Here is a 24,410-nt window from a genome sequence, read left to right on the forward strand (position 1 = left end):
GGGGGCCGGTGCGTTCGACGACGCTCGGAGCGAAAGCTCCAGCCATCAGTCTAGCGGGTGGGGCGGTGTTCTCCGTCGCCCGACGGAGGCGCCGCGGTTCGCGGCCCCGTAGCGTCGACGCATGGACACCGCCTCGATGATCATGGGCGCCGCGATCGCCTCCGTGGCCTGGATCGGCTTCTATCCGTGGGCGAAGCTGCGCCGCCTCCGGGAGCTCGAAGCGCAGATCGCCCCTTCGGGGACAGCGAGCGCGCAGGACTGAGCCTCACGCCGCCGCGCGCCAACACCCCCGCACGTGGTCGTCGACCATGCCGGAGGACTGCATGAGCGCGTACATCGTGGTGGGGCCCACGAAGCGGAGTCCGCGGCGACGCAGCTCTTTGCTCATCGCCGTGGACTCCGGCGTCACCGCCGGCACCTCGGCGAACGTGGTCGGGGGCTCGTGCGTCGCGGGCGCGAAGGACCACATCAGTTCGTCGAACTCGCCGTCGGCCATGCCGGCGACGATCTTCGCGTTGCCGATCACGGCCTCGATCTTTCCGCGGTGGCGGATGATGCCGGCATCCTGAAGCAACCGCTCGACGTCGTCGGGGCCGAACGCGGCGACGGTCGCCGGCTCGAAGCCGTGGAACACCTCGCGAAAGCGCGGGCGCTTGCGCAGGATCGTGATCCAGGCGAGGCCGGCCTGGAAGCCCTCGAGGCTCATCTTCTCGAACAGCGGGCGGTCGCCGCGCAGCTCGGTGCCCCACTCTTCGTCGTGGTAGCGCTGGTACTCGGCGTCGGATCCCGCCCAGGCGCAGCGGGTGATGCCGTCGGCACCGGTGGTGAGGTCGCTCATACCCCTCAGGCTAGGGGCGACCTCCGACACCGTGTCTCGACTGCGGAGCGGCGGCGGCACCAGAACAGGTGATCGCACGAGAGCAGGCCCTCCCGCGGGGCTCCCGCCCTGTTCCGGGCGTATCCCCTGTTCTCGCGGCCTCAGGCACCGCGGTTGCGACGGCGACGGCGACGGCGACGACAGGGGATGCCACCAGAACAGGCCGCACCCACGGCACATCGACCTGTTCTCGCCGGATCCCCTGTTCTCGACGCGCGCGCCCCGCATCACAGCAGCCGCGTCGGCAGGGCCTCCTCGACCACGCCGTCGCCGTCGCGGTCGACGCGGTAGACGGCGCCCCCGGGCAGCTCGGTGACGACGTCCACGGCGCGGGAGCCCTCGTACAGCACGCCCGTGCCCTCGTCGAGGCCGAACCCGCCCGGGAGCGCCCCCGACCCCACCGCCGCGTGCAGAGCCGGGCGCCGCTGGGCTTGCGAGTCGTAGTGGACCCCGAGCGAGCCGGGGATGAAGCCCAGGCCGTCGGTGATCGTGCGGATCTCGCCGAAGCCCGAGGTCGGGCCGCCCTCGTGCCAGCAGATCGCCCCCGCGGAGGTCCCGGCCAACAGTGTCCCGCCCTCCCACGCGCGGCGCAGCACGGTGTCGAGACCGTGCGTCCGCCACACCGGCAGCAGGTTCGCGACGCTCCCGCCGCCCACCCACACGAGGTCGGCCGCGTCGACGACCTCGGCCAGGTCGGGCGCGGTGCGTCCGAAGAGGCGCAGGTGCGAGGCATCCACCCCGGCCGCCATCGCCGCGGCGAGCTCGCGCCCCTCGTCGACGCGCTGATCTCCCCCGGCGGTGTTGACGAACAGCACCCGCGGGCGCCCCTCGACTCCCGTCAGGTCGAGCGCGAAGCGCAGCAGGGGGCCGAAGCCCACGTCGCCCCACGAGGCCTCGACCCAGCCGCCGCAGGTCGCGAGGATGCGCGGCGAGGTCACGACGTCACCGCCACGGCATCCGCGTTCCACGCTCGCACGCGGGGCTCACGCCACGAAGCCCCCGCCAGGGAGAACGCGATCAGACGCTCCTCCCCCGCCTCGAGCCCGAAGGCGTTGTCGTCGAGCCAGGCCCCGGGGGCGGTGGGGAACCCGTCGACGAGTACGATCGGTGCCGGGACCTCACCGACGTTGCGAACGTGCAGCCCCCCGTCGCCGAAGCGGGCCTCGAGGCGCGTCCGCGGCTGCTCCTTCAACGGGGCCGGGCCGGTCCGGTACGGCGCGAGCAGCTCCTCGATCGGCCGCTCGGTGAGGCTCTCCAGCGGCTCGGCCTCGAGGGCTTCGACCTCGGCGCTGCGCGGCTGCGCGTTCAGCGCGTACCAGGCCGACGAGATCCGGCGGCCGTCCGCGTCGCGCAGATACACCGCCAGCACGAGCGGGCCGGCGTCGGGCACCTCGGCCTCGAGCGTGAACGCGAGGGCGTGGGCGTCGGCATCCAGATCGACGGATGCCGTGCGCTCGGCGATCACGCCGAACCGGGCGTCGTAGATGCGGGCTGTGACGGTCGCGGCGAGGGCCGCGGGAGTGTCGTTGGCGACGTGCACCTCGGCCGAGAACACCTCCCCGGCCTCGAACGACGTGCGGTCGTACACCGCGAACGCCGACCGGGGCGCACCGAACTGCCGCGCCCGGTAGTACGACAGCTTCGCGCGGCCGTAATAGTCGACGATCGCCCAGGACGCTCCGGGGAAGACCTCGCCGACCTTGTAGAACCAGTACGCCGCGGTGCGCTCCCCCGCGTGGGCGCGCAGGCGTTCCGAGGCGAAGCGGAGGGCATCGCCCTGGGCGAGCTGCGCGTACTCCACGAACGTCGCCCAGTCGGTGAGCGGTCCGTAGTGGGCGTAGCGCGCCTGCTTGAACAGGTCGAAGAGCGAGAACTGCGCCTGGTGCTGCACGATCGCGCCGTGCGCCGGCGGCGGCCACTCCTCCAGCAGCGCCGGATCGAGGAAGCGCGCCATGCTGTCGAGGTCGCACGGGCTCGACAGACCGTACTCGCCGAACACCGGCGGGACGTGCGTCGCATACGCCTCGACGGGCTCGCCCTCGTGGTAGACGCCGTAGTAGTGCTCGCTGCCGCCCCACGGGTCGGTGCGGTGGAAGGGGCGCGTCGGGTCGTACTGCCGCACGCGCGTGCCGATGACGGTGAGCAGGTCGTCGCCCGACACCGTCTCGGGGTTCTCGTTGCCCCCGCCCCACATCACGAGAGAGGGGTGCGACCGCAGCCGCCGCACGATGCGCGAGGCCTGCTCGTCGACCGTCGCGAGCGTCCGGCCCGTGGCATCCAGTCCGAAGCTCAGGGGGAACTCCTGCAGCACGAGGATGCCGCGGCGATCGCACTCGTCGTAGAACGCGTCGCTCTCGACGGTGCCGCCGCCCCACGCGCGGAGCATCTGCAGGTTCGCACGGACGCACAGGTCGAGCAGGTGCCGGTCGATTCCGAAGCCGCGGCGGGCCATGGGGTCGGTGAAGCACCAGTTCGCGCCCTTGAGGAACAGCGCGCGGCCGTTGACGACGAAGCGCCAATCGTAGACGTCGTCGCCCGACACCTCGGGGAGCGGGCGCATGTCGACGGTGCGGATGCCGACGGCCACCGCCCGCGCGGAATCCTCCACGCTCGCCTCGACGCGGTACAGGGGCTGGTCGCCGTAGCCGAACGGCCACCAGAGCCGCGCGTCCGGCACATCGACCTCGACCGCGTGCCGGGACGTGCCCGGGGAGGCCACGGCCTCCGCCGTGACGTCGGCGACGACCGTGCCGTCGGGGTCGAGCACGCGCACGCGAGTCCGGACGGCACCGCCCTCGGTGTGCGCGATCAGGTCCCACTGCACGCGGAGGCGCGCATGCCCTTCGGTCGCGGCCACGGTGGAGACGAACAGGTCGTCGAGCTCGAGGTCGGGCACGCGTTCGAGGCGGACGCTGCGCCAGATGCCCATCGAGATGAGGTGGCCGTAGTGCCAGCCCCAGCCGGGCGACGGCTTGAGGACGCCGTGCCAGTCGCGCGGCGGCGGGTCGATGCGCACGACGACCTCGTCCGTGCCGTCGCCGCGCAGGAGGGAGGTCACGTCGATCTCGGGGCCGCCGTACATGCCCGAGTGCCGTGCGATCGGTTCGCCGTTGACCCAGAAGGATGCCGTCTCGTCGACGCCGTCGAACGCCAGGCGCACGCGCTGCCCGCGCCAGGCGCCCGGAACGTCGAAGCGGCGCGCGTACCACCACTGCTGCTCCTCGACGCGGGTGCGCCGGAACTGCCACGGCCACTCACGCGGGACGCCGTGCTCGACGAGTTCGGCGTAGGTGTGGTCGTGCAGCAGCGGGTCGGGGATCTCACCCGCGGCGGTGAGGGCGGCCTGAACCGTGCCGGGAACCGCGGCGGGCATCCACCCCGAGCGGTCGGTGTCGGGGCGGTGCCAGCTGACGGGGTCCGCGGGGCGCGGACCGGCGAACCAGCGCTCGATCGCGAACTCGCGGCCGACGGGCGCGCCGGCGAGCAGCCACTCCCCGTCGAGCGAGACCACGTCGCGCTCCGCGGCCGGGATACCCGTGACCACGGCACCCGAGGCCGGCGAGGCGCCGCCTGGACGTGCCGCACCGCCCGGCGCCGCCGCGTCGAGGCCGCGGGGCCGCACCACCGTCGCTTCGCGCACGGGCAGCGTCGCATGCTCCTGCACCCACCGGTCGCCGTACAGCGGCGAGGCGAGCGAACGCGCCCGCTCGCGGTCGTCGAGCGAGGTCATCCCCTCACTTCACCGCCCCGGCGTACAGGCCGCTGACGAAGAAGCGCTGCGCGAAGACGAACAGCAGCAGGATCGGCAGGCTCATGATGAGCACGGCCGCCATGATGTTGCCCCAGTCGGCCAGGTATTGGGCCTTGAAGTACAGCACTCCCGTGGTCAGGGTGCGCTTCGACGGGTCGGTGAGCAGCAGCTGCGGCACGAGGTAGTCGTTCCACACCCCGACGCCCTGCAGCACCCAGAACGTCGCGATCGCGGGGCGCGCGAGCGGCAGGAAGATGCGGCGGAACAGGGTGAAGTAGCCCGCGCCGTCGATGACCGCGGCCTCGACGATCTCCTTGGGCACCTGCCGCATGAACGCCGCCATGAGGAACACGCCGAAGGGCAGGGCTCCCGCGATGTAGAGCAGGATGACGCCGACGTAGTTGTTGATGAGCCCCAGGTCGCGTACGACGCGGAACTGCGGCACGAGAGCGAGCTGCATGGGCAGGAAGATGCCCGCGGCCAGCAGCAGGTAGATCCCCGACCCGATGCGGGTGGCCTGGCGCACGATCGCGTATGACGCCAGCGCCGCCACGAACGTCGCCACGGTCATGCTCGTCACCGTCAGCAGCACCGAGTTGAAGAAGAGGTTGGCGAAGCCGGCATCCTGCCACGAGGTGACGAAGTTGTCGAAGGTCGGCGCGATCGGCAGACCCGTGGGGTTGGTGAGCACCTCGAGATTGGGCTTGAACGCCGTGATGACGATGATGACCAGGGGGTAGATCATCACGATGCTCAGCGCGATGAGCAGGAGGTTGATCGGGATGCGACGGGCCAGGCGCAGCGCCGACCGCGACGTCGTCCGGGTGTTCACGTGGGTGCTCATCGGTTGCCCTCCTCGTCGGCGACGCGGTTGTTCAGCTTGTTCTGCACCGCGGCGATCGCGATCAGCACGATCAGCACGAGCACGGCCATGGCCGACGCGTAGCCGAAGTTGTTGTTCACCAGACCCTCCTGGAAGACCTGCGTCATATAGAGCTGCGTCGAATTGCCCGGCCCGCCCCTCGTCATCAGGTACACGGTGTCGAACGCGCGGAGGGCACCGTTGATCGAGAGCACGAGCACCAGGCCGATCGAGGGCAGCATGAGCGGGATCGTGATGAAGCGCATCGCCTTCCAGCCGCGCGCGCCGTCGACCTTCGCCGCCTCGAGGATCTCGCCCGGAATGGTCGAGAGGCCGGCGAGGAAGATCACGACGTTGAATCCGAGCCCGCTCCACAGGTCGACGAGGATCACGCTGTAGAGCGCGAGGTCGTAGTTGCCGAGCCAGTCCTGCGCGAGGCCCCCGAGCCCGATGCTGCGCAGCAGCGTGTTGAACGTGCCCGTGGTGGGGTCGTACATGAAGCTCCACGTGAACACGATCGCCACCGGCGAGATGACCATCGGCGCGAAGAAGATCGCACGGTAGATGTTGCCGAGCCGCAGCTGACGGTGCAGCAGCACGGCGATGAGGAACGCCAGGATCGTCTGCACGACGATCTTGAAGAACCCGTAGATCGCGGTGTTGCCGATGGCTTCCATGAGCACCGGGTCGCCCGAGAAGATGCGGACGAAGTTGTCGGCCCCCACGAACTCCCACGCGCGGTTGAAGCCGCGGGCATCGGTGAAGCTGGCGACGATCACCTGCCCCATGGGGTACACCGTGAACACGGCGTAGAGCACGAGCGCGGGAGCGACGGCGATCCAGAACTTTCCCGTCGACGACCGCCCGGTCCACAGGCGCGCCTTCAGCGAGTGCGTCGTCAACGCCTGTGTCGCGGTGGGGTCGTCGAGGGCGAGGACCCGCGGGTCTTCGACGCGTGTGCTGCTCATTGCGGTCCAATCGGGTCGGAAGAGGGGATGACGACGCTCACTCCTCGGGCGGACACGTCGATGCGTCCGTCCGTGATGCGGGAGCGGAGCCCGTCGAGGTCGTCGGTCTCACCCGCGTCGAGGCCGGTGAGTCGGAGCGACAGGGGCTCGTCGTCGTACGTGGCCACCACGACCGCGCGGGCGCCGTCGGCGCCCTCCCACACGGTGAGGAGGTCGTGCACCGAGCCGTCGGGTCGATGGGCGCGCACCCCGTGGTCGACGATGAGCCGGCCGTTCCAGAGCACGTCGCGATGGCGAGCGCGAAGGGCATCCGCCTGTCGCGCGAGGGCCACCGTGGCGGGCATGTCGCCCGGGCGTCCCTTGAAGTTGTACGGCTCGAGGCTCAGGGCGTAGCCGTACAGCAGGCACTGCGCGATCATCGAGCGGTCGTCGAACCCGGTCAGGGCCGTGACGATGCGGGCGTCGGGGCGCAGCATGCGCCCGAGCGGGCGGTGCGAGGGCGAGGCGCTACGGAAGTACGACACGTCGTAGTGCGCGAACTGGTCGTCGTACGCCCCCTCGGCCGCGATGACGAAGCTCTCGCCGCGCTCCCCGAGAGCCGCGCGAATGTCGTCGACGAAGGCGTCGTCCCACGAAAAGGCGCTCGCGCCCACCTCGTGCCCGTGGTCGTCGGCGAAGCACAGCAGAGCACGCCCGTGGTACAGCGACTCGTCGGCCAGGATGCCATCCGCTCCCCAGTCCGCCAGCTGCACGACCTCGTCGGCGAAGCGTCGTCGCAGCGCCTCGACGCCGAAGCACAGCGGCACGTACCAGGGGGTGGCGATGCCGTAGCGCTTCCGGGACGAGTGATAGACCGGCCCGGGCTGCGCGTAGGGCTGGCCGTTCGCGTCGCGCGAGACGAAGGGCTCGAGATCGTCCCACAGGGGGCCGGGCTTCTCGACCCAGACGTACTTCACATAGAGCACGGTCGCGACGTCGAGCTCGCGGGCGCGATCAAGCGCCCGGCGCAGCCCTTCCTCCCCGCCGAGCTTCGCGGCGGGCCGGTGCTGCGGCACGAGACCGTCTTGCCCGCCCTCGTTCCATCCCACGATCTGGATCGCGCCGATCCCCTCCCGGGCGCACTCCTCGATGATGTCGACGAGTGCGTCGAAGTCGTAGCGGGGCTCGCCCTCCGTCGACATCAGCTGCACCTGGAGCCACGAGCGCGGTTCGTCGAGCCAGGCCGCCCGGGAGCGGCGCGTGGACTCCTGCGTCGGCAGATACGCGGCAAGGCCGCGCTCCCAGGTGCCGGCGAAAGGCACGACATCCATGTCGGGGAGGGTCGCTCCGGTGCCGTCGCCGGAGGGGAAGTGGATGGCATCCAGCGTGACGGCCGCGTCGTCGCCCGCGCGGCGCAGCAGGCTGTCGGCGAAGCCGGGCTCGAGGCTCGCGCGCCACCCGATGAACTGCAGCGTCCGCTCGGTGGGCTGCACGGTGAACCCGCCCCGCGCACCGGCGAGGACGACGAACGGAGAGGTGGGTGTGCCCACGAGCTCGGGACGCAGATTGCCGCTGGCGTAGTCGGGGAACGTGGTGCCCCAGTACGGCGCGTTCGAGTCGAACACGGGCAGCAGCGAGACGCGCGTGCCCGTGGAGTAATCCACGCCCCGCAGCTCGAGCGGACCCTCGGAGGGCCGGATGCCGCGCAGCGACGGAAAACGGACGGCTTCGACGCCGCCCTCGTCGAGGTGGAACGACAGGCTCAGGCGCACCGAGCCGTCGACGATCCGGGCGCCCACCGCGATCTCGCCGCCCAGACGCTCGCCGTTCGAGGCGACGGGGTCACGCCAGACGAGTCGCACCGCGTGGCGGCCATCGAGCTCGGCGTGCGAGAGGGTCTGCGCGGACGTCTCGATCACGACGGTGCGATCGCCCCCGCGCGGGACCTCGACGACGAAGAGCGACGCTCCCGCGGCATCCCCCCTCGTGAGGCCCGTCTCGTCCGCGACGAAGCGCACGATTCCCCCGCTGACGGGGTCGAAAGTCACCGCGATGCGATCGTCGGCGATCGTCAAATCGGAGGTCACAAGCACATCCTCGTTCTCGTTGTGTAGCCATACTACATACTTATGCGCGTAATGCGTCTAAATCGTTTCACTTGCGGCGTGGATCGCACCTGGCCCGTAGCCCAGCTACCCGCATCGCTGGGCGGCCCCGAGGCATGCGGCACGCGATCCCCGCCTGAGCCGCGCCACGGTTTGGGGCGGAGAATGTGCATTCGGGGCGGGCGATACCCGCCCCAGATGCACGTTTCGCGCCCCAAACCGTCAGTTCATGCGCAGGGACGCCGGGCGTCCGACGTCAGCCGGCGTTCGCGCGGATCTCCTCGAGCGCGGCGTCGAGCTCGCCGATGACTTCGCCTACGTCCGTGCGCCCGGCGATGAGGTTCTGCATCCCGACCAGGAGCGTCTCCTGCAGCTGCGGGTGCGCGGGGATCACCACGGGGCGGAAGGTCTTGCCCTCCCACGCCGCGACCATGTCGGGGAAGAGCGGATCGTTCGCCGTCACGTCGATCCCGGTGGTGGTGGGGAACGCCTTCACCGACGTGAGGAATTCGGTGTAGACCTCGTCTTGGAAGAAGAAGTCGATGAAGCGCTCCGCCGCGTCGACCCGGTCATTGCCGGGGTTGACGCCCCACGCCACGAGGTAGCTCCCCCACATGTCGGGCACGTCGGCGTCGACGGTCGGGAAGTTCATGTACCCCGGCTCCACCCCGGCCGCCCGCGCGTCGGAGAGGATCCACGTCGCCGGGAACATCGCCGCCTGGCCGGTGAGGAAGGCCGACTTCGCCGCCGACTGGTTCGTCCCCAGGGGGTCGGGCATGTAGTACGGCACCAGGTCCTTCACGACCTCGAGCGCCTGCGCGTACCCCGGCGTGTCGGCGAAAGTCCGCTCCCCGTCGAGCAGTTCGTCGATCGCGTCGGGATCGTCGGGGAAGACATGCTGCGCCATCGCGTAGTAGGCGATGAACTGCGGCCACCAGCTGTCTTGCGCGCTCATCGCGAACGGGGTGATGCCGGCATCCTTCAGGCGCTGCGCCACCTGCTTCAGCTCGTCGTAGGTACGCGGGACCTCGGTGATGCCGGCCTGCGCGAAGAGGGCGGCGTTGTAGACGATGCCGTTGCCCGACTGCGAGATGGGTACCGAGTAGGCGGCATCTCCCTCCGCTCCGCGACGGGCCTCCTGCGCTGCCGCATCGTCGAGCCGGCCGAAGAACTCCGCACCCGACAGGTCGGTCGCAAAGCCGTCACGCACGAAGTCGTCGATGTTCTTGGGGTCGAAGCCGTACACGTCGGGCCCGGCCCCGCCCGACAGGCGCGTCTTGAGCACGTTGTCGTAGTCGTTGGTGTTGACGAACTCGGCGTTGACGGTCACGCCGGGGTTCTCAGCCTCGAACGCCTCGATGACCTTCTCATAGGCCTTCTGGGTGTCGCCGCCGTCGCCCCACATGAGGAAGCTGAGGCTGGTGTCGCCTCCGGCCGAGGAGCCGCACCCGGTGAGGGATGCCAGAGCGAGGGCGGTCAGGGTGGTCGCGGCCGCGAGGGTGGTGGCGGTACGTCGGCGCATGGGGGATCCGTTCTCTCAAGGCGACGCCCCGCCCCGCGACGACGCGGAGCGGGGCGTTCGGCGGTGTCAGCGGTTGTTCGCTCGGTACTGCTCGAGGGCCGCGTCGAGGTCAGCGAGCACCTGCTCGGTGCTCTTCTGCCCGCTGATGATGTTCTGCAGACCCACCAGCAACGAGTCCTGGATGCTGGGGTCGGTGGGCGAGAAAGCCGCGACGAACGTCTTGCCCTCCCACGCCTGCTGCATCTCGGGGAACAGCGGGTCGACGTCGGCGCCGATCTGCACCCCGGTCGTGGTGGGGAACAGCTTGACCTTCGACAAGAACTCGCCGTAGGTGTCGTCCTGCAGGAAGAAGTCGAGGAACTTCTGCGAGGCGGCCAGCTTCGCATCGCCGTTGTCGGGGTTGACGCCGAAGCGCACCTGGTAGGTGCCCCAGATGTCGTTCGAGGGTTGGTCCACCGTGGGGAAGTTCATGTACCCGAGGTCGAGACCGGCCTCGCGGGCGTCGGAGAGGATCCAGGTCGCCGGGAACATCGCGGCCTGTCCACCGAGGAACGCCGACTGCGCCGCGGTCTGGCTCGTACCCACCGGGTTCGGCATGTAATACGGCGTCAGGTCGCGCACGACGTCGAGCGACTCGGCCCACGCGTCGCTCTGCGAGAACGTCGTCTCACCCGCGGCCATCTGCTCGCCGAGCTCCTCGTTGGCTCCGTGCTCCGCCAGGGCGTAGTACACGATGAACTGCGGCCACCAGTTGTCCTGCGCGCTCATCGCGAATGGGATGACACCGGCATCCGAGAGCTTCTTCGCGTCGGCGAGCAGTTCGCTGTAGGTGGTGGGCGGCGCCGAGATTCCCGCCTTCTCGAACAGCGCCTTGTTGTAGATGATGCCGTTGCCCGAGAGCGAGATCGGCAGATTGTAGGTGCCGCCCGCGCGCTGGCTGTCTTTCGCCGCCTCCGGGGTGAGCTTGGACAGGTAGCTCTCGCCCCCGTCCGAGAGGTCGGCGGCGAAGCCGTCGGCGACGAAGCTGTCGATGTTGCCGAGGTCGAAGCCGTAGACGTCGGGGCCGGCGCCACCCGACAGACGCGTCTTGAGGATGTTGTCGTAGTCGTTGGTGTTGAAGAACTCGGCGTTGACGGTGATGTCAGGGTTGGCCTCTTCGAACTTCGTGATCACGTCTTCGTAGGCGGTCTGCGTGTCGCCGCCATCGCCCCACATCAGGAAGCTGATCTCGGTCGGGCCGCCGCTCGAGCCTCCCGCGCACCCGCTCAGCGCCCCCACCGCGGTCAGTGCGACGACGGCGGTCGCGGTGTTCCTCAGCCACTTCGTCATGGCCAATCCCCTTATCTCCATTGATCGCCGGACGGCTTCGTACCGCGGCGTTGCTGTGGTAGCGATACTACACAATTCATGAGCTTTCGCGAGCATTTCTTGCCACATATTCGGCGAGAGCACCTCAATTGCTAGTAAGACTACGCATCGCGGCGGTTCGGTGGTTAGGGTGACCCCATGAACACCCTCTCGACGCCCATCGGCCGCCGATTGACCGTCAACACGATCGTGCGACGCCACCAGATCGAGGCAACTCGCGACCGCTCCCTCTGGGAGGACGAGACCGACCTGCACTCCGCGGAGCTGGTGGAGCGTTTCTCCGACGCGGTGCGCAACGCCGTGCCGGGAGCCTCCCTGACCTGGGCGCTCTCGTGGGGCGCGCTCACCGACGACTCCCCCCGCTACCGCGACATCCGCCGCACGATCGCACGACTGGCGGCCGACCACGACGACGACGTCACGTTCGTCCCCGGCGGGTTCTTCGCGAACCTCTACGGCACGCGCGACGAGGTCGCCCGCGACATCTCCGACGCCGTCGATCTGCTGCACACCCACTTCGACCGCGCGACCACCTCGCTCGTCGCCGGGTTCCTCTCGGCCGACAACATCGCGCGCGCCCGCGATCTCGGCATCCGTACCGTCCAGGGAAACATCTGGAGCCAGTTCGACATCGACCTGCAGGACGGCGACGGCTCACTCGCCTACCCCTACTACCCCTCGCGCGACCACTTCCTCGTGCCCGGACGCGGCGAAGACCGCATCGACGCCGTGCAGCTCGACGGATGGACGGTCGACCTCGTCGCCGCCCGCGGAGCCGGAATGTCGTCGCAGTTCAACTCGCGCCTCGGCCTCGGACCCATCGAGACGCTGCATCGCCTCCCCCGGGCCGAGGCCCTTCGGGAATTGGATGCCACGAGCGAGGCGCACTTGAACGACCGCAACGTCGCGCGAAACGGTCTCGGCTGGCTGACCGTGAACTACGAGATCAGCGAGGTCGCGCGCGGGCTCGCCCACGACCCCACGACTCTCGACGCGTGGGCCGGTTGGCTGGGCGGGCTGAAGCAGCGTTGGAGCGATCTGCAGGTCACCACGATCGGCCGCTTCGGCGACGAGTGGCGCGAGCGGCACCCCGACAACGAGGGCCTCGCCTACCTGCTGCAGCAGAGCGGCAGCGGCGTGCAGGGCTCACGGGCGGGCGAGACGGTGACGTGGTTCATGACCGCCGACTTCCGCCTCGGGGTGGTGCACACCGGCGACGACGTCGAGGTGTTCGACTACACCGCCTACGCCGACGCACCCGGCGAGCCGCGAACGCTCGGCGACCGGCGCTGGAGCCTGCTCGGCGAGATCAACCAGAAGCAGACCCGCCCGCAGGACCGCCCCGTCGCCGTCGGCCGCTTCTTCGCCGCCCACCCCGGCGTCGAGGCGGCTCTCGAACGCACGTGGCGCGACGCGCCCGAGCTCGCCGCGCTGAAGGTCGCATCGTGATCGCGGTGACGGGCCTCACGGTCGAGCACACGGTGGATCCGGTCGGCGTCCCGGCGGCGCCGCGGTTCGGGTGGACCGTCGAGGCCGACACCGCTGGCGTGCACCAGCTCGCCTACCGGCTCACGGTGCACTCCCCCGGCGGCGTCGTGTGGTCCACCGGGCGAGTGGATGCCGCGGACAGCATCGACATCCCCTACGACGGCCCCGCCCTGGCACCCCTGCGGCGCTACACGTGGGACGTCGTGGTCACGACCACCGCGGGCGAAGCCGTCGGCTCGGGCAGCTTCGTCACAGCCGTTCTCGACGACGACTGGCCAGGCGCAGCGTTCGTCGCGGGACCGCCCGACAGCGTGGCCGCCCCGTTGCTGCGCACGACCTTCGACGTGCAGGAACAACCCGCCGAGGCCTACCTCGTCGTGGCCGCGGGCGGTCTCGCTCGCGTCGAGCTCGACGGCCGTGCGCCCGACGAGAGCGTGCTGGGCCCCGGCTTCACCGATTACGACGTCACCACGCAGTACACCGTCGTCGACGTGACCGACCGGCTCACGCCGGGCCGTCACGCGATCGGCGTCGAGCTGGGCCGCGGGTTCTACGGCATGCTCGGCCGCAACACGTGGGATTGGGAGAGCGCGCCCTGGCACGACGAGCCGTGTGCGCGGGTGCTGCTGATCCTGCGCGACGGCCGGGGGGAGCACATCGTCGCGAGCGGCCCCCACTGGAGGACGACCGCCGGCCCCACCCTTGTCGACGACCTCTACGCGGGCGAGGACTACGACGCCCGCCGCGAGCAGCCGGGATGGAGCACGGCGACCTTCGACGATGAGGGATGGATGCCGGTACGCGAGGTGGAGGGCCCGCGCGGTCGACCCGTCGCGCAACGCCAGCCCCCGATCGTCGAGGGCGAGCTTCTCGAGCCCACCGCGATCACCACGCTCGACGACGGCCGCTGGGTCGTGTCGTTCGAGCGCGTGATCGCCGGCTGGGCGGAGGTCGAGGCCGAGCCCGACGACGGCGCCGTGATCGAGCTGCGCTCCGGCGAATCGCTCCGCGCCGACGGCACGCCCAACTCCGACGACGAGAAGGGGTACTTCGACGGGCGCTTCCAGACCGACCGCGTCACCCTGGCGGATCGGCCGCTGCACTGGCATCCCCGATTCACCTGGCACGGCTTCCAGCACGTCGAGGTGCGCGCCCGGACGCTGCCCGTGCTGCGCGCGCGCGTCGTGCACACGCGAGCGCCGCGCACCGGACGCTTCGCGTGCTCGTCCCCGATGCTGAACACGCTGCACGAGCTCACCGTGCGCACGATCCTCAACAACCTGCACGGCATCCCCACCGACACCCCGAAGTACGAGAAGAACGGGTGGACCGGTGACGGCATGGTCGGCGCCGAGATGATGCTGCAGAACCTCGACGTGCACGAGCTGCTCGCGAAATGGGTCGACGACATCGCGGCATCCCGTCACGGCGAGGGTGCCCCCGAGGTGATCGCCCCGCACGGTGGGTGGCACATGGACTGGTCGCCCGCTCCGACCTGGCACTCCGCGCTGCTGCTCGTGCCGTGGGACCTGTACCGCCTACGGGGTGACGAGCGCGTACTCGCCGACGTGTGGCCCGACGCGAGCGCCTACCTGCGCTTCGAGCTGGACCGCGGCGTCGAGGGCCTGTTCGACACCACGCTGGGCGACTGGGTGAGCCCCGAGACCGACGCCGGCGGCGGCAACGCCCCCGAAGACACCCGGGTGGCGGCCACGGCCTACGTGATCGCGATGTGCGACACGGCAGCGGCCATCGCCGAGGTGCTCGGCGACGACCCCGCCCCGTGGCGGGCCGCGGCCGAGACCTCGCGTTCGGCGTTCGTGCGCGAGTTCTGGGATGCCGAGGCGGCCGAGGTCCGCGGCACGGGCGACGCCGGGTACCGCCAGGCGCACACCGTGCTCGCCTTGGCGTTCGGCATCCTGCCCGCCGCGGATCGCCAACGCGCCGCCGACCGGCTCGCGCGCGACGTCGTGGAACGCGGGCACCACCTCTCGACGGGCGCGCTCGCGACCAAACACCTGCTGCCGCAACTGACGCGGTGGGGGCACGCCGACGTCGCCGTCGGGGTCGCCCTGCAGACGACGTTCCCCAGTTGGGGGTTCTGGATCGAACGCGGAGCGACGTCGCTGTGGGAGCACTGGAAAGAGGAGTCCCGCTCGCGCGGGCACTACTTCTTGGGCACGATCGAGGACTGGTTCTACGCCGATGTCGCGGGGCTCGAGGCGGGCGCGCCGGGATGGCGTGAGGCGCGCATCGCGCCGAAAGTGCTCGGCACCGAGCTGTCGTCGGCATCCGCCGCCGTCCGCACCCCCTACGGCGAGCTGTCGGTGGCCTGGCGCGTCGAGGGCGGAGAGGTGGCTCTCTCGTGCGAGGTGCCGACCGGCATCCGCGCCGAGATCGAGCTCCCGGGCCTGCGGCGGCGCGTCGACGCGGGGCGTCACGAGGTGCGGGTGACGCTGGCGTAGCGGCGGGGGCGGTCCCGGGCCCCGCACGCATAAACGCGATCGACGCGCATAAACGCGTGGAGAGCGCGTTTCCGCGCGCGAATCGCGTTTATGCGTGCGGGGACGGCGCCGCACCCCCGCCGACCCCGCCGACCCCGCCGCCCGCGCCGGCCGCGCCGACCACCCGCTGCCCCCGCGAGCGGCGCGGGGGTCACCAGGCGGCGTAGCCGCCGTCGATCAGCACGACCGAGCCGGTCATATACGACGCGGCGTCGGAGGCGAGGAAGGCCACGAGCGAGCCGATCTCCTCGGGGGCGCCGAGGCGGCCCATCGGGGTGCGGCGCACCCAGTCGTCCCACCACTGGTCGGGCACGCCCTGCTTCGTCAGCTCGGTGCCGACGTACCCGGGGGCCACGGCGTTGACACGGATGCCCTGCTCGGCGAACTCGATCGCGAGCGACTTCACCGCCAGGTGGACGGCGCCCTTCGAGGCGTTGTAGGCCGCCTGCCGCTGCGGGGCGTTGGCGAGCTCGCCCGACATCGAACCGATCGCGACGATCGAGCCGCCGCGGTCCTGCATGTGGCGAGCGGCCTCGCGCGCGCACCAGAACGTCCCGGTGGCGTTGACGGCGAGCACGCGATCCCACGCCTCGCGTTCGAGCTCGAGCGACGGCTGGTGATTGGCGATGCCGGCCGAGGTGACGAGCACGTCGATCGATCCGTGCCGCTGGGCGATGTCGGCGAAGGTGCGCTCGACGGCGCCGGCGTCGGTGACGTCGAGATGCACGTACGACACGCGGCCGTCGGGGAAGGATGCCGCGGAGGCCTCGCCGGCTTCGTCAAGCACGTCGGCGATGACGACCCGCGCACCGAACTCCACCAGGGCCGTCACGACGGCGAGTCCGATGCCGCGCGAGCCCCCCGTGACCACCGCGACGCGATCGGTCAATTCCAGCCGTTCTCGGTACATCGTCGTCCCCTCACCCGCGCTCCGCCATGGAGCGCGCGTCCGCTAAGATGTAGCCATACTACATGGAAGGAGCTCACGATGACCCTCGACGTGGAGCAGGCCAGCGAAGAGTCCACCGATACTCTCCTCGAGCGCGTCACGCGCCAATTGCCGCATCTGCGCCGCTCCGAGCAGCGCGTGGCGGCCATCGTGCTCGACGACCCCGTGGGGGCTGCCCAGTTCACGATGGCGGGCCTCGCCGAGGCAGCCGAGGTGAGCGAGCCGACCGTCATGCGCTTCTGCAGCTCGGTGGGGTGCGAGGGCTTCCAGGACTTCAAGATCCAGCTCGCCCAGACGCTCGCCCTCGGCCTGCCGGTGACGCACTCGACCATCACCGACGCCGACTCCCCCGCCGACGTCGCCGAGAAGATCTTCGACCACACCATCTCGAGCCTCGATCGCGCCCGCCGCACGCTCGCTCCCGCCGCGGTCGCCCAGGCGATCGATGCGATCCTGGATGCCAGCGACATCCTCTTCGTCGGCTTCGGCGCGAGCGGCATCATCGCCCAGGACGCCCAGCAGAAGTTCCCGCTGTTCGGCGTGCCGTGCCAGGCGCCCGAGGACTTCCACCAGCAGTTCATCGCCGCGACCATGTCGGGGCCGCGCAGCGTCACCGTGGCCATCTCGAACACCGGTCACACCGAGCAGACCCTCACGGTCGCCCGCGCCGCGCGGAAAGCCGGTGGAACCGTGATCTCACTCACGGGTCGGGTCAGCCCCCTCTCGGAGATCGCCGATATACCCCTGATCGTGCGTACTTTCGAAGACACCGATGTCTATACGCCCTCCACGAGCCGTCTCGCCGGCCTGGTGGTGATCGACATCCTCGCCACGGGGGTCGCGCTGCGCCGATCGCCGGAGCACACCGACGCCATACGGCGCATGAAGAGCGAGCTCGCCACGATGCGCCACGCCGACGAGACCACCGTGGAGGAGCCGTGAGCGGCACCGTCCTGGTGACGTCGCGGTCGTTCGGCTCGGGCGGTTTCGACGCCGAGGCGGCTCTGACGGCCGAGGGGTACCGGGTCGTGCGCGCCGGCGCCGCCCACGACCTCGGAGAGCTCGCCCCGCTGCTCGCCGATGCGGACGGGTGGATCGCCGGAACCGGCCCCGTCACCGCCGCACACCTCGACCTCGCACCCCGCCTGCGCGGCATCGCGCGCTACGGCGTGGGCGTCGACAACATCGATCTGGCCGCGGCGGCTGCGCGCGGCATCCCGGTCACGAACACCCCCGGCGCCAACTCCACGGCCGTGGCCGAGCACACGATCGCGCTTCTGCTGACGGCCCTGCGGGGGATCCCGGCGGCCGACCGGCGCGTGCGGGTCGGCGACTGGTCGGGGCGCTCGGCGCGCGAGCTGTCGGCGCTCACCGTGGGCGTCGTCGGGCTCGGCCGCATCGGACGGCTCGTGATCGAGCGCCTGCGGGCCTTCGGCGCCACCGTGATCGGCGCGGACCCGTGGGTCGACGCGGCCGATCCGATCTTCGACGCCGTCGAACGCGCCGACGCGGAGAGCCTCGCGACCCGCTGCGATGTCGTGACACTACATGCTCCCGGCGGGCAGACCGTCATCGACGAGCGCTGGCTGGCGGCCGACGACCGCCCGGTGCTGCTGGTCAACACCGCCCGCGCCGACCTCGTCGACGAAGAGGCGGTGGCCCGCGCCGCCCGGCGGGGACGCGTCGCCGCCTACGCCGCCGACACCCTCGCGAAAGAGAACGCCGGAGATTCCGCCTCCCCGTTGCTCGCCGCAGATCTGGCCGACCGGGTGGTCGTCACGGCGCACCTGGGTGCGCAGACCCGCGAGGGCGTCGACGGCATGGGACGCATGGCGGTGGCCGACATGGTCGCGCTGCTGACCGGATCCGCGCCCGCGCACCCGGTTCGCGCATGACGGGCTTCGTCCGCGCAGTCACGGGCGATGTCGACCCCGCGCACCTGGGGCACGTGGACTACCACGAGCACCTCTTCCAGGCATCGCCGCTGCTCCCGGGGGATGACCTCGACGACGAAGACCTCAGTCGCGAAGAAGCGGCCCAGCTCGCGGCATCCGGTTTCGACGCGATGGTGGATGCCACTCCCCTGGGCCTCGGCCGACGCCCCGCCGCCATCCGACGCATCGCGGAGGCGACGGGTCTGACCGTCGTGCTGACGACGGGTCTGCACCGGCGGGAGCACTACGCCGACGGCCACCCCCTGCTGGCGCTCGACGTCGACGAACTGACCGACGCCTTCACGAGCGACCTGCTGCGCGGGGCCGCCGAGCCCGGCGGCGAGCGCGACGCGTCCGTGCGCGCGGGCGTGCTGAAGGCCGGCCTCGGATACTGGCGACTGGACGCCGTGACCGGACGCGCGATCGAGGCCATCGGCCGCGCCCACGCGGCGACCGGCGCGCCCGTGATGGTGCACCTGGAGCACGGCACCGCCGCGTTCGAGGCGCTCGACGCGCTCGCGGCTGAGGGTGTGGCCGCCGACCGCGTGGCACTCGCTCACATCGACCGCAATCCCGACCCGGGGCTGCATGCCGAGCTCGCCGCGCGCGGCGCGTTCCTCGGCTACGACGGTCCGGCGCGCGCCCGCGAGCACCCCGACTCGGTGGTGCTCGCGTGTCTGCTGCAGGCGGCCGCTTCGGGCGCCGCGAGTCGCATCCTGCTCGGGGGCGACGTCGCCCGCCGCACGCGGTACGCCGCGTACGGCGGCATCCCGGGGCTGCGCTACCTCGGCGACCGGTTCGTCCCGCGGCTCCGGCGCGAGGGCGGCGAGGACCTCGCGCACGCCGTGCTGCGGCGAAACCCCGCGGCGTGGCTCACGTGGCGGTGACGGCCGACGGCGGCCTCACGCCTCGAGCGCGCCCATCGTCAGTTCCGGTTCCACGCCGGGTGGCACGGGAAACCACGCGAGGAACGTCACGCCCTCGGCGGTCGCGTCGAAGCGGCTGATCGTCTCGACGCCCGGCTCGTAGAAGGTGTCGCCGGCGTGCAGCACCGTCTCCTCGCCGTCGCCCACACGGAAGAACACCGACCCCGACTCGATCACTCCGAAGACCGGCCCGTTGTGCCAGTGCGCTCCGACGTGGAAGTCGGGCGCGATCGTGATGCGCCGCACCTCGACGGCGGCGAACCGCGGCGCACCGGGCAGGGTATGAGTGTCGAGCTTGATGCGGCGGAAGGGACTATCGCTCATGTACCGACTATCGCACCGGACGGTATGCGCGCGCCCTCGACGAGGTCGTTCGCCGACCGCAGCACGGGTGCCACAGTGAAGGCGGCCGGGTCGAGTCCGCCCGGCGCGCGCACGCGGAACACCGCGGTCTCGCCCGGCAGCAGCGTGACGAGCCCGCGGTCCACTCGCGCCGCAGCATGGACGCGGTCGACCAGCAGCGTGACGTCTTTGGCGAGCGCTCGAGCGGTCACCGTCACCTCGTACCCGTCGCCCGCGACCTCCGCCACGGCCGTGACCGCTGCGGCATCCAGGGCCAGGGCGGGATCCTCGTCGAAGAACCACAGGGCCCGCACCGACCCGGGGAGATCGGCGACGAGGACCTCGTTCGCTGTATCGATCGCGCTCGTCACGGCATCCGGGACGATGAGGATCGCCGACCCCCGGGCGGAGACGTGCACGGGCATCTCGGCGCGAGCCCGCTCCGCACCGTCCAGCGTCATCCGGCGCACCACGGCCGCTCCCTCCCAGTCGTCGTCGCGGTCGTTGTGCAGCGCCAGCACGGGTTCGCCTCCGCGCGGTTGGAACGAGGCGAACCGATCCGCGAACACCGCCCGCAGCGCATGCCAGAGGGGCTTGCGGATGCCGTGGGAGTCGACCGCCGCCCACGAGATCACCGGCCAGCAGTCGTTCAGCTGCCATACGATCGCCCCCCGGTTGAGGGGATGCAGCGAGCGGAAGTGCGCGATGCCGAACGCCACGGCCCTCGCCTGGTTGAGTTGTGTCGCCCAGTGCCAGTCGTCGATGGTCTGCGGCACGGGCAGGTGCGCCCCGAGTCCACGCTCGAGCTTGCCGTTGCCGTCCACGGCTTTCTGGTGCACGAGCATGAGCGGCCCGTACGGATCGGCGGGCTCGTCGTGCACGACCGAGAACAGCGTCGACCACGCCGGCGGGCCCTGGAATCCGAACTCCGACACGAACCGCGGTCGATACGAGCGATAGACGTCGTAGTCGACCTGGTTCCACACGTCCCAGATGTGCGTGGTCCCGTGGGCCGGGTCGTTGGGGTGCACGTAGCGAGTGAACCCGTAGGGGCTGCCGGGCGCGTAGGGCGTCGCCGGCGCGAGCTCCGCCACGATCGCGGGAAACAGCCGCTGGTAGTAGCCGTCACCCCACGTCGCGCCCTTCAGCTGCGGACGCCACTTCCAGTCGACCCAGCCCCAGATGTTCTCGTTGCCTCCGTTCCACACGACGAGACTCGCGTGGCTCGACAGACGCGTGACGTTGTCGTGCGCCTCCGCGGCGAACTCGCCCCACAGCTCCGCATCTTCGCTGTAGGCCGCGCACGCGAGCAGGAAGTCCTGCCAGACGAGGATGCCGCGCTCGTCGGCGAGATCGTAGAAGTCGTCGGACTCGTAGATGCCGCCGCCCCACACCCGCAGCAGGTTCATGCCCGCCTGGGTCGCGTCGTCGAAGCGTTCGGCCAGCCGGTCGCGCGTCACCCGCGGGAAGAAGGTGTCCTCGGGGATCCAGTTCGCACCGCGCACGTACACGTCGCGGCCGTTGATGCGGACGACGAAGGGCGTTCCCTCGTCGTCGGGAGTCGTGTCGATCTCGGCCGCGCGGAAACCGATCCGCCGTTCCCAGCGGTCCATGCCGGCCGTCACGACCAGCGCCGAGAGTGCGGGATCGCCGTATCCGCGGGGCCACCACAACTCGGCATCCGGCACCACCGTCTCCAACACGGCCGTCGTCTCCTCCTCCGCCACGACCGCCTCGAGCATCGTCCCGGCCACTTCCGCACGCACGGTCACCGGGCCGAGGGCCTCGCGCTGCACCTCCACCTCGACGCGCAAACGGCGCGGGTCGCCGCCGACGCCCGTCTGCGGCCGCACCGCCGCGATACGGCATCCACTCCAGGACTCGGTGCCGATGCGGCGCCAGATGCCGCTCGTCACGAGCGCCGGACCCCAGTCCCAGCCGAAGTTGCACGCCGACTTGCGGATCGCGTTGAAGGGATGCACGTACGAGTGCGGGCGTTCGCCGAGCACGGCCTCGCGCTCTCGTGCGAAGGCGATCGGCGAGGCGAACTCCACGCGCAGGCGGTTCTCGCCCTCGCGCAGGATGCCGTCGACCCGCCAGCGGTACACGCGGTGCTGGTTGCGGGTGCGGGCGATCTCGACGTCGTTCAGCGTCACGATCGCAACGGTGTCGAGGCCCTCTGCGACGAGCTCGTGCACGCTCTCGTCGTCGGGGCTCCACGCGAAGGTGGTCTCGTAGGCCCAGGCACTGTGGCCGATCCACGCCAGCAGCTGCTCGTTGTCGTCGACGTACGGGTCGGGGATGAGACCCGCGTCCCGCAGATCGGTGTGCACGACGCCGGGCACGGTGGCGGGGATGGCGCGCGTGGCGATCGACGCGAAGGCCGGCGGAACGTCACCGGTGACGTGCTGCAACATCCACCCGTGGGAAAGTTCGCGGAAGCTCATGCATCCAGAAGTAGCACAACTACCTCGCTCGCATCTCTCGACGCTGATTCGGGTGGGCGATTGTCTTGCAGCCGCATTATCTTGTAGTCTCACTACTCACAGCGGCCCCCCGGTCGCGTTCGAAGGAGACCGACTGCATGTGCGCCGCTGCACGACCAGCCGAACCGGCCCGGCTCACCGTCGACTCCGCCCGCGGGCTGTTCGACGGGCGGAGCGAGCGGTACGAGAAGCATCTGCCCGACCTCGTCGGCGTCTACCGCGACGACGCCGCCTTCGCGCGCGCCCTGGATCAGGATGCCGGTGAGCCGGTGTACTGGGTCGAGAGCAGCACGCCCGAGAACGGCCGAGGTGCCCTCACCATCGGGCTCAGCGTGCTGCGGCCGGGACGCGTCGGCGACGAGTTCGCGATGACGCGCGGGCACCTGCACGCCCAAGCCGAGTTCGCGGAGCTCTACTACGGCGTCGCCGGCTCGGGCGTGATGCTGCTCGAATCCGTCGAGGGCGAGTCCCGCGCGCTCCCCATCGGCCCCGGCGTCGCGGTGCACGTTCCGGGCGGCTGGATCCATCGCAGCGTCAACGTCGGCGACGATACGCTCGTCACCCTCTTCGCGTATGCGACCGAGGCCGGTCAGGACTACGCGATCATCGCCGACGCCGGGGGCATGCGCCAGCTCGTCGTCGCCGATGGCGACGGCTGGACCACCCGCCCCAACCCCGACCACGGAGGCTACCGTGCCTGATGCCGACACCGTGCTGAGCGACCTCGCCGGCCACATCGACATCAGCTGCGTCCAGGCGCAACACACGCGCGACGACGTCGACGACCTCGCCCGCCGCGCGATCACCGGCGGTTTCGTGAGCGCACACGTGCTACCCACCTGGCTCCCGTATCTGCGCGAGCGCCTCGAGGGCAGCACGGTGCTGGCCGGCTCGCCCGTGGCCTTTCCCAGCGGCGGCGCCAGCACGGCGACGAAGGTCGCCGAGGCCCTCGATCTGCTCGCGCAGGGGGTGCAAGAGCTCGACGTCGTCGTGGCGATCGGCCGCCTGCGCTCGGGCGACGACCCTTTCGTCGAGCGCGAGCTCGGCGCCGTCGTCGAGGCCGTGGACGGCCGGGTGCCGCTGCGCGCGATCCTCGAGGTCGGCCGGCTCGACGGCGACGACATCCGCCGCGGCGTGGATGCCGCGATCGCCGCGGGCGTCCCGTGGATCAAGACCGGCACGGGGTGGTCGGGCGTTCCCACCTCCCTCGACCACATCCGCTTGATCGCCGAGCGTGCAGCCGGCCGCGCCGCGCTGAAGGCGGCGGGCGGTATCCGCGACATCGAGACGGTCCGTGCGATGGCCGGGCTGGGCGTCACCCGATTCGGCATGAACGCCGAGGCCGCGCTCGTCGCCGTCTCGGCCGCGAAGGAGCAGCGATGACCTTTCCCACTCTGACGGCCGAGGCGCTTCGACCGGCCACCTCGCCGACGCTGTACTTCATCGGCGTCACGACGGGCCGTTCCTCGATTCAGCACGTCTTCCCCCGGTGGGCCGAGCACCTCGGCCTCGACGGCGCCGTGCTGCAGGGCATCGATCTGCCGCTGCACGCCCCGGCCGAGGACTACCGCCGCGTCGTGCGCTTCATCGCCGACGACCCGCTGAGCCTGGGTGCGCTCGTGACCACGCACAAGATCGACCTCTTCGCTGCCTGCCGCGACCTCTTCGATGAGATCGACGAGTTCGCGGCGCTCATGGGCGAGACCAGCTGCCTGTCCAAGCGCGACGGCCGATTGATCTGCCACGCGAAGGACCCCATCTCCAGCGGCCTGGCCCTCGATGCCTTCCTCCCCGCGGGCTTCTGGTCGCGAGGTCCGGCCGATGCGCTGCTGCTGGGCGCGGGCGGCTCGACCATCGCGATCAGCTGGTACCTCTCCCAGCGCGAGCGCGGCCTCGATCGGCCCGCGCGCATCGTCGTGACCAATCGCTCCCCCGAGAGGCTGGCGCACCTGCGCGAGATCCACGAGGCCCTGCCGACCGACACCCGCTTCGAGTACCACCTCACCCCCACCCCGGCCGACAACGCCCGGGTACTGGCCGAGCTCGCCCCGCGCTCGCTCGTGGTCAACGCCACGGGCCTCGGCAAGGACGCCCCGGGCTCGCCGCTCCCCGACGACGCGGTGTTCCCCGTCGACGGCGTCGCGTGGGACCTGAACTACCGCGGCGACCTGGTGTTCCTCGACCAGGCCCGCGCCCAGGCCGACGCGCGCGACCTGCGCGTCGAGGACGGGTGGATCTACTTCGTGCACGGGTGGACGCAGGTCATCGCCGAGGTCTTCCACCGCGACCTCCCCACCGCCGGGCCCGACTTCGAGCACCTGAGCGACCTGGCGCTCGCGACCCGCTGAC

General features: G+C 70.8%; 20 protein-coding genes. 9 read left to right on the forward strand and 11 right to left on the reverse strand.

Features of this window, described 5'->3' with window-relative positions:
* Positions 1-121 precede the first annotated feature (121 nt).
* Complete coding sequence (locus tag QE412_RS10450) at positions 122-262, forward strand: hypothetical protein (protein ID WP_307483192.1); 141 nt, start codon at positions 122-124, stop codon at positions 260-262.
* 3 nt (positions 263-265) lie between these two features.
* Here the strand turns inward: QE412_RS10450 and QE412_RS10455 are convergent, their stop codons facing one another.
* The 8 genes from QE412_RS10455 to QE412_RS10490 all read right to left on the reverse strand — a co-directional run bounded on the left by QE412_RS10455 (position 266) and on the right by QE412_RS10490 (position 11,393).
* Complete coding sequence (locus tag QE412_RS10455) at positions 266-838, reverse strand: DNA-3-methyladenine glycosylase I (RefSeq protein ID WP_307483195.1); 573 nt, start codon at positions 836-838, stop codon at positions 266-268.
* 266 nt (positions 839-1,104) lie between these two features.
* Positions 1,105-1,815, reverse strand: coding sequence for a Type 1 glutamine amidotransferase-like domain-containing protein (locus QE412_RS10460; RefSeq protein WP_307483198.1), 711 nt, complete (start codon positions 1,813-1,815; stop codon positions 1,105-1,107).
* Complete coding sequence (locus QE412_RS10465) at positions 1,812-4,607, reverse strand: beta-mannosidase (protein ID WP_307483200.1); 2,796 nt, start codon at positions 4,605-4,607, stop codon at positions 1,812-1,814. The genes QE412_RS10460 and QE412_RS10465 overlap by 4 nt, the downstream gene beginning before the upstream one ends.
* A gap of 4 nt (positions 4,608-4,611) precedes the next feature.
* Positions 4,612-5,472, reverse strand: a complete 861-nt coding sequence (locus QE412_RS10470) for a carbohydrate ABC transporter permease (RefSeq protein ID WP_307483203.1) — start codon at positions 5,470-5,472, stop codon at positions 4,612-4,614.
* Positions 5,469-6,458 (reverse strand): carbohydrate ABC transporter permease, encoded by a 990-nt coding sequence (locus tag QE412_RS10475; RefSeq protein WP_307483206.1) that lies wholly within the window; start codon positions 6,456-6,458, stop codon positions 5,469-5,471. The genes QE412_RS10470 and QE412_RS10475 overlap by 4 nt, the downstream gene beginning before the upstream one ends.
* The gene (locus tag QE412_RS10480) at positions 6,455-8,524 is read right to left on the reverse strand and encodes a DUF6259 domain-containing protein (RefSeq protein WP_307483209.1); all 2,070 of its coding nucleotides are present in this window, start codon (positions 8,522-8,524) and stop codon (positions 6,455-6,457) included. The genes QE412_RS10475 and QE412_RS10480 overlap by 4 nt, the downstream gene beginning before the upstream one ends.
* Positions 8,525-8,798: 274 nt before the next feature.
* Positions 8,799-10,064 carry an ABC transporter substrate-binding protein gene (locus QE412_RS10485; RefSeq protein WP_307483212.1) on the reverse strand — a complete coding sequence of 422 codons (1,266 nt, stop codon included), beginning with the start codon at positions 10,062-10,064 and terminating at the stop codon, positions 8,799-8,801.
* Between the two features lie 66 nt (positions 10,065-10,130).
* Positions 10,131-11,393, reverse strand: a complete 1,263-nt coding sequence (locus tag QE412_RS10490) for an ABC transporter substrate-binding protein (RefSeq protein ID WP_307483214.1) — start codon at positions 11,391-11,393, stop codon at positions 10,131-10,133.
* Between the two features lie 177 nt (positions 11,394-11,570).
* Between QE412_RS10490 and QE412_RS10495 the strand changes: the two genes are divergently transcribed.
* Positions 11,571-12,881: a DUF3863 domain-containing protein gene (locus QE412_RS10495; RefSeq protein WP_307483216.1), complete on the forward strand. Its 1,311-nt coding sequence runs from the start codon at positions 11,571-11,573 to the stop codon at positions 12,879-12,881.
* Positions 12,878-15,385, forward strand: a complete 2,508-nt coding sequence (locus tag QE412_RS10500) for a family 78 glycoside hydrolase catalytic domain (RefSeq protein ID WP_307483218.1) — start codon at positions 12,878-12,880, stop codon at positions 15,383-15,385. The genes QE412_RS10495 and QE412_RS10500 overlap by 4 nt, the downstream gene beginning before the upstream one ends.
* A gap of 190 nt (positions 15,386-15,575) precedes the next feature.
* Here the strand turns inward: QE412_RS10500 and QE412_RS10505 are convergent, their stop codons facing one another.
* Entirely contained in the window at positions 15,576-16,334 is a 759-nt protein-coding gene (locus QE412_RS10505; RefSeq protein ID WP_307483220.1) for an SDR family NAD(P)-dependent oxidoreductase, read from the reverse strand.
* A 78-nt stretch (positions 16,335-16,412) separates the two neighbouring features.
* Between QE412_RS10505 and QE412_RS10510 the strand changes: the two genes are divergently transcribed.
* Genes QE412_RS10510 through QE412_RS10520 form a run of 3 tightly spaced genes read left to right on the forward strand, consistent with a single transcriptional unit; the run spans position 16,413 to position 19,194 of the window.
* Positions 16,413-17,315, forward strand: a complete 903-nt coding sequence (locus QE412_RS10510; protein ID WP_307483222.1) for an SIS domain-containing protein — start codon at positions 16,413-16,415, stop codon at positions 17,313-17,315.
* Positions 17,312-18,268 (forward strand): NAD(P)-dependent oxidoreductase, encoded by a 957-nt coding sequence (locus tag QE412_RS10515; RefSeq protein ID WP_307483224.1) that lies wholly within the window; start codon positions 17,312-17,314, stop codon positions 18,266-18,268. The genes QE412_RS10510 and QE412_RS10515 overlap by 4 nt, the downstream gene beginning before the upstream one ends.
* Complete coding sequence (locus tag QE412_RS10520; RefSeq protein WP_307483226.1) at positions 18,265-19,194, forward strand: phosphotriesterase family protein; 930 nt, start codon at positions 18,265-18,267, stop codon at positions 19,192-19,194. The genes QE412_RS10515 and QE412_RS10520 overlap by 4 nt, the downstream gene beginning before the upstream one ends.
* A 15-nt stretch (positions 19,195-19,209) precedes the next feature.
* Here QE412_RS10520 and QE412_RS10525 read toward each other — a convergent pair whose 3' ends face one another.
* Together QE412_RS10525 and QE412_RS10530 are read right to left on the reverse strand one after the other, a co-directional pair.
* Entirely contained in the window at positions 19,210-19,557 is a 348-nt protein-coding gene (locus tag QE412_RS10525) for a cupin domain-containing protein (RefSeq protein ID WP_307483229.1), read from the reverse strand.
* Entirely contained in the window at positions 19,554-22,022 is a 2,469-nt protein-coding gene (locus QE412_RS10530) for a glycoside hydrolase family 2 protein (protein WP_307483232.1), read from the reverse strand. Before QE412_RS10530 ends, QE412_RS10525 begins: the two co-directional genes overlap by 4 nt.
* Before the next feature lie 137 nt (positions 22,023-22,159).
* On the opposite strand from QE412_RS10530, the gene QE412_RS10535 reads away from it, so the two are divergent.
* From QE412_RS10535 to QE412_RS10545, 3 genes are read left to right on the forward strand one after another with little or no spacing between them, the layout of a single operon-like run.
* Complete coding sequence (locus tag QE412_RS10535) at positions 22,160-22,762, forward strand: glucose-6-phosphate isomerase family protein (protein WP_307483234.1); 603 nt, start codon at positions 22,160-22,162, stop codon at positions 22,760-22,762.
* The gene (gene deoC, locus QE412_RS10540; RefSeq protein WP_307483236.1) at positions 22,755-23,444 is read left to right on the forward strand and encodes a deoxyribose-phosphate aldolase; all 690 of its coding nucleotides are present in this window, start codon (positions 22,755-22,757) and stop codon (positions 23,442-23,444) included. The genes QE412_RS10535 and deoC overlap by 8 nt, the downstream gene beginning before the upstream one ends.
* Entirely contained in the window at positions 23,441-24,409 is a 969-nt protein-coding gene (locus QE412_RS10545) for a shikimate dehydrogenase family protein (RefSeq protein WP_307483239.1), read from the forward strand. Before deoC ends, QE412_RS10545 begins: the two co-directional genes overlap by 4 nt.
* The last annotated feature ends 1 nt before the right edge of the window (position 24,410 follow it).

This window comes from Microbacterium trichothecenolyticum, assembly GCF_030818955.1.
Taxonomy (GTDB): domain Bacteria; phylum Actinomycetota; class Actinomycetes; order Actinomycetales; family Microbacteriaceae; genus Microbacterium; species Microbacterium trichothecenolyticum_B.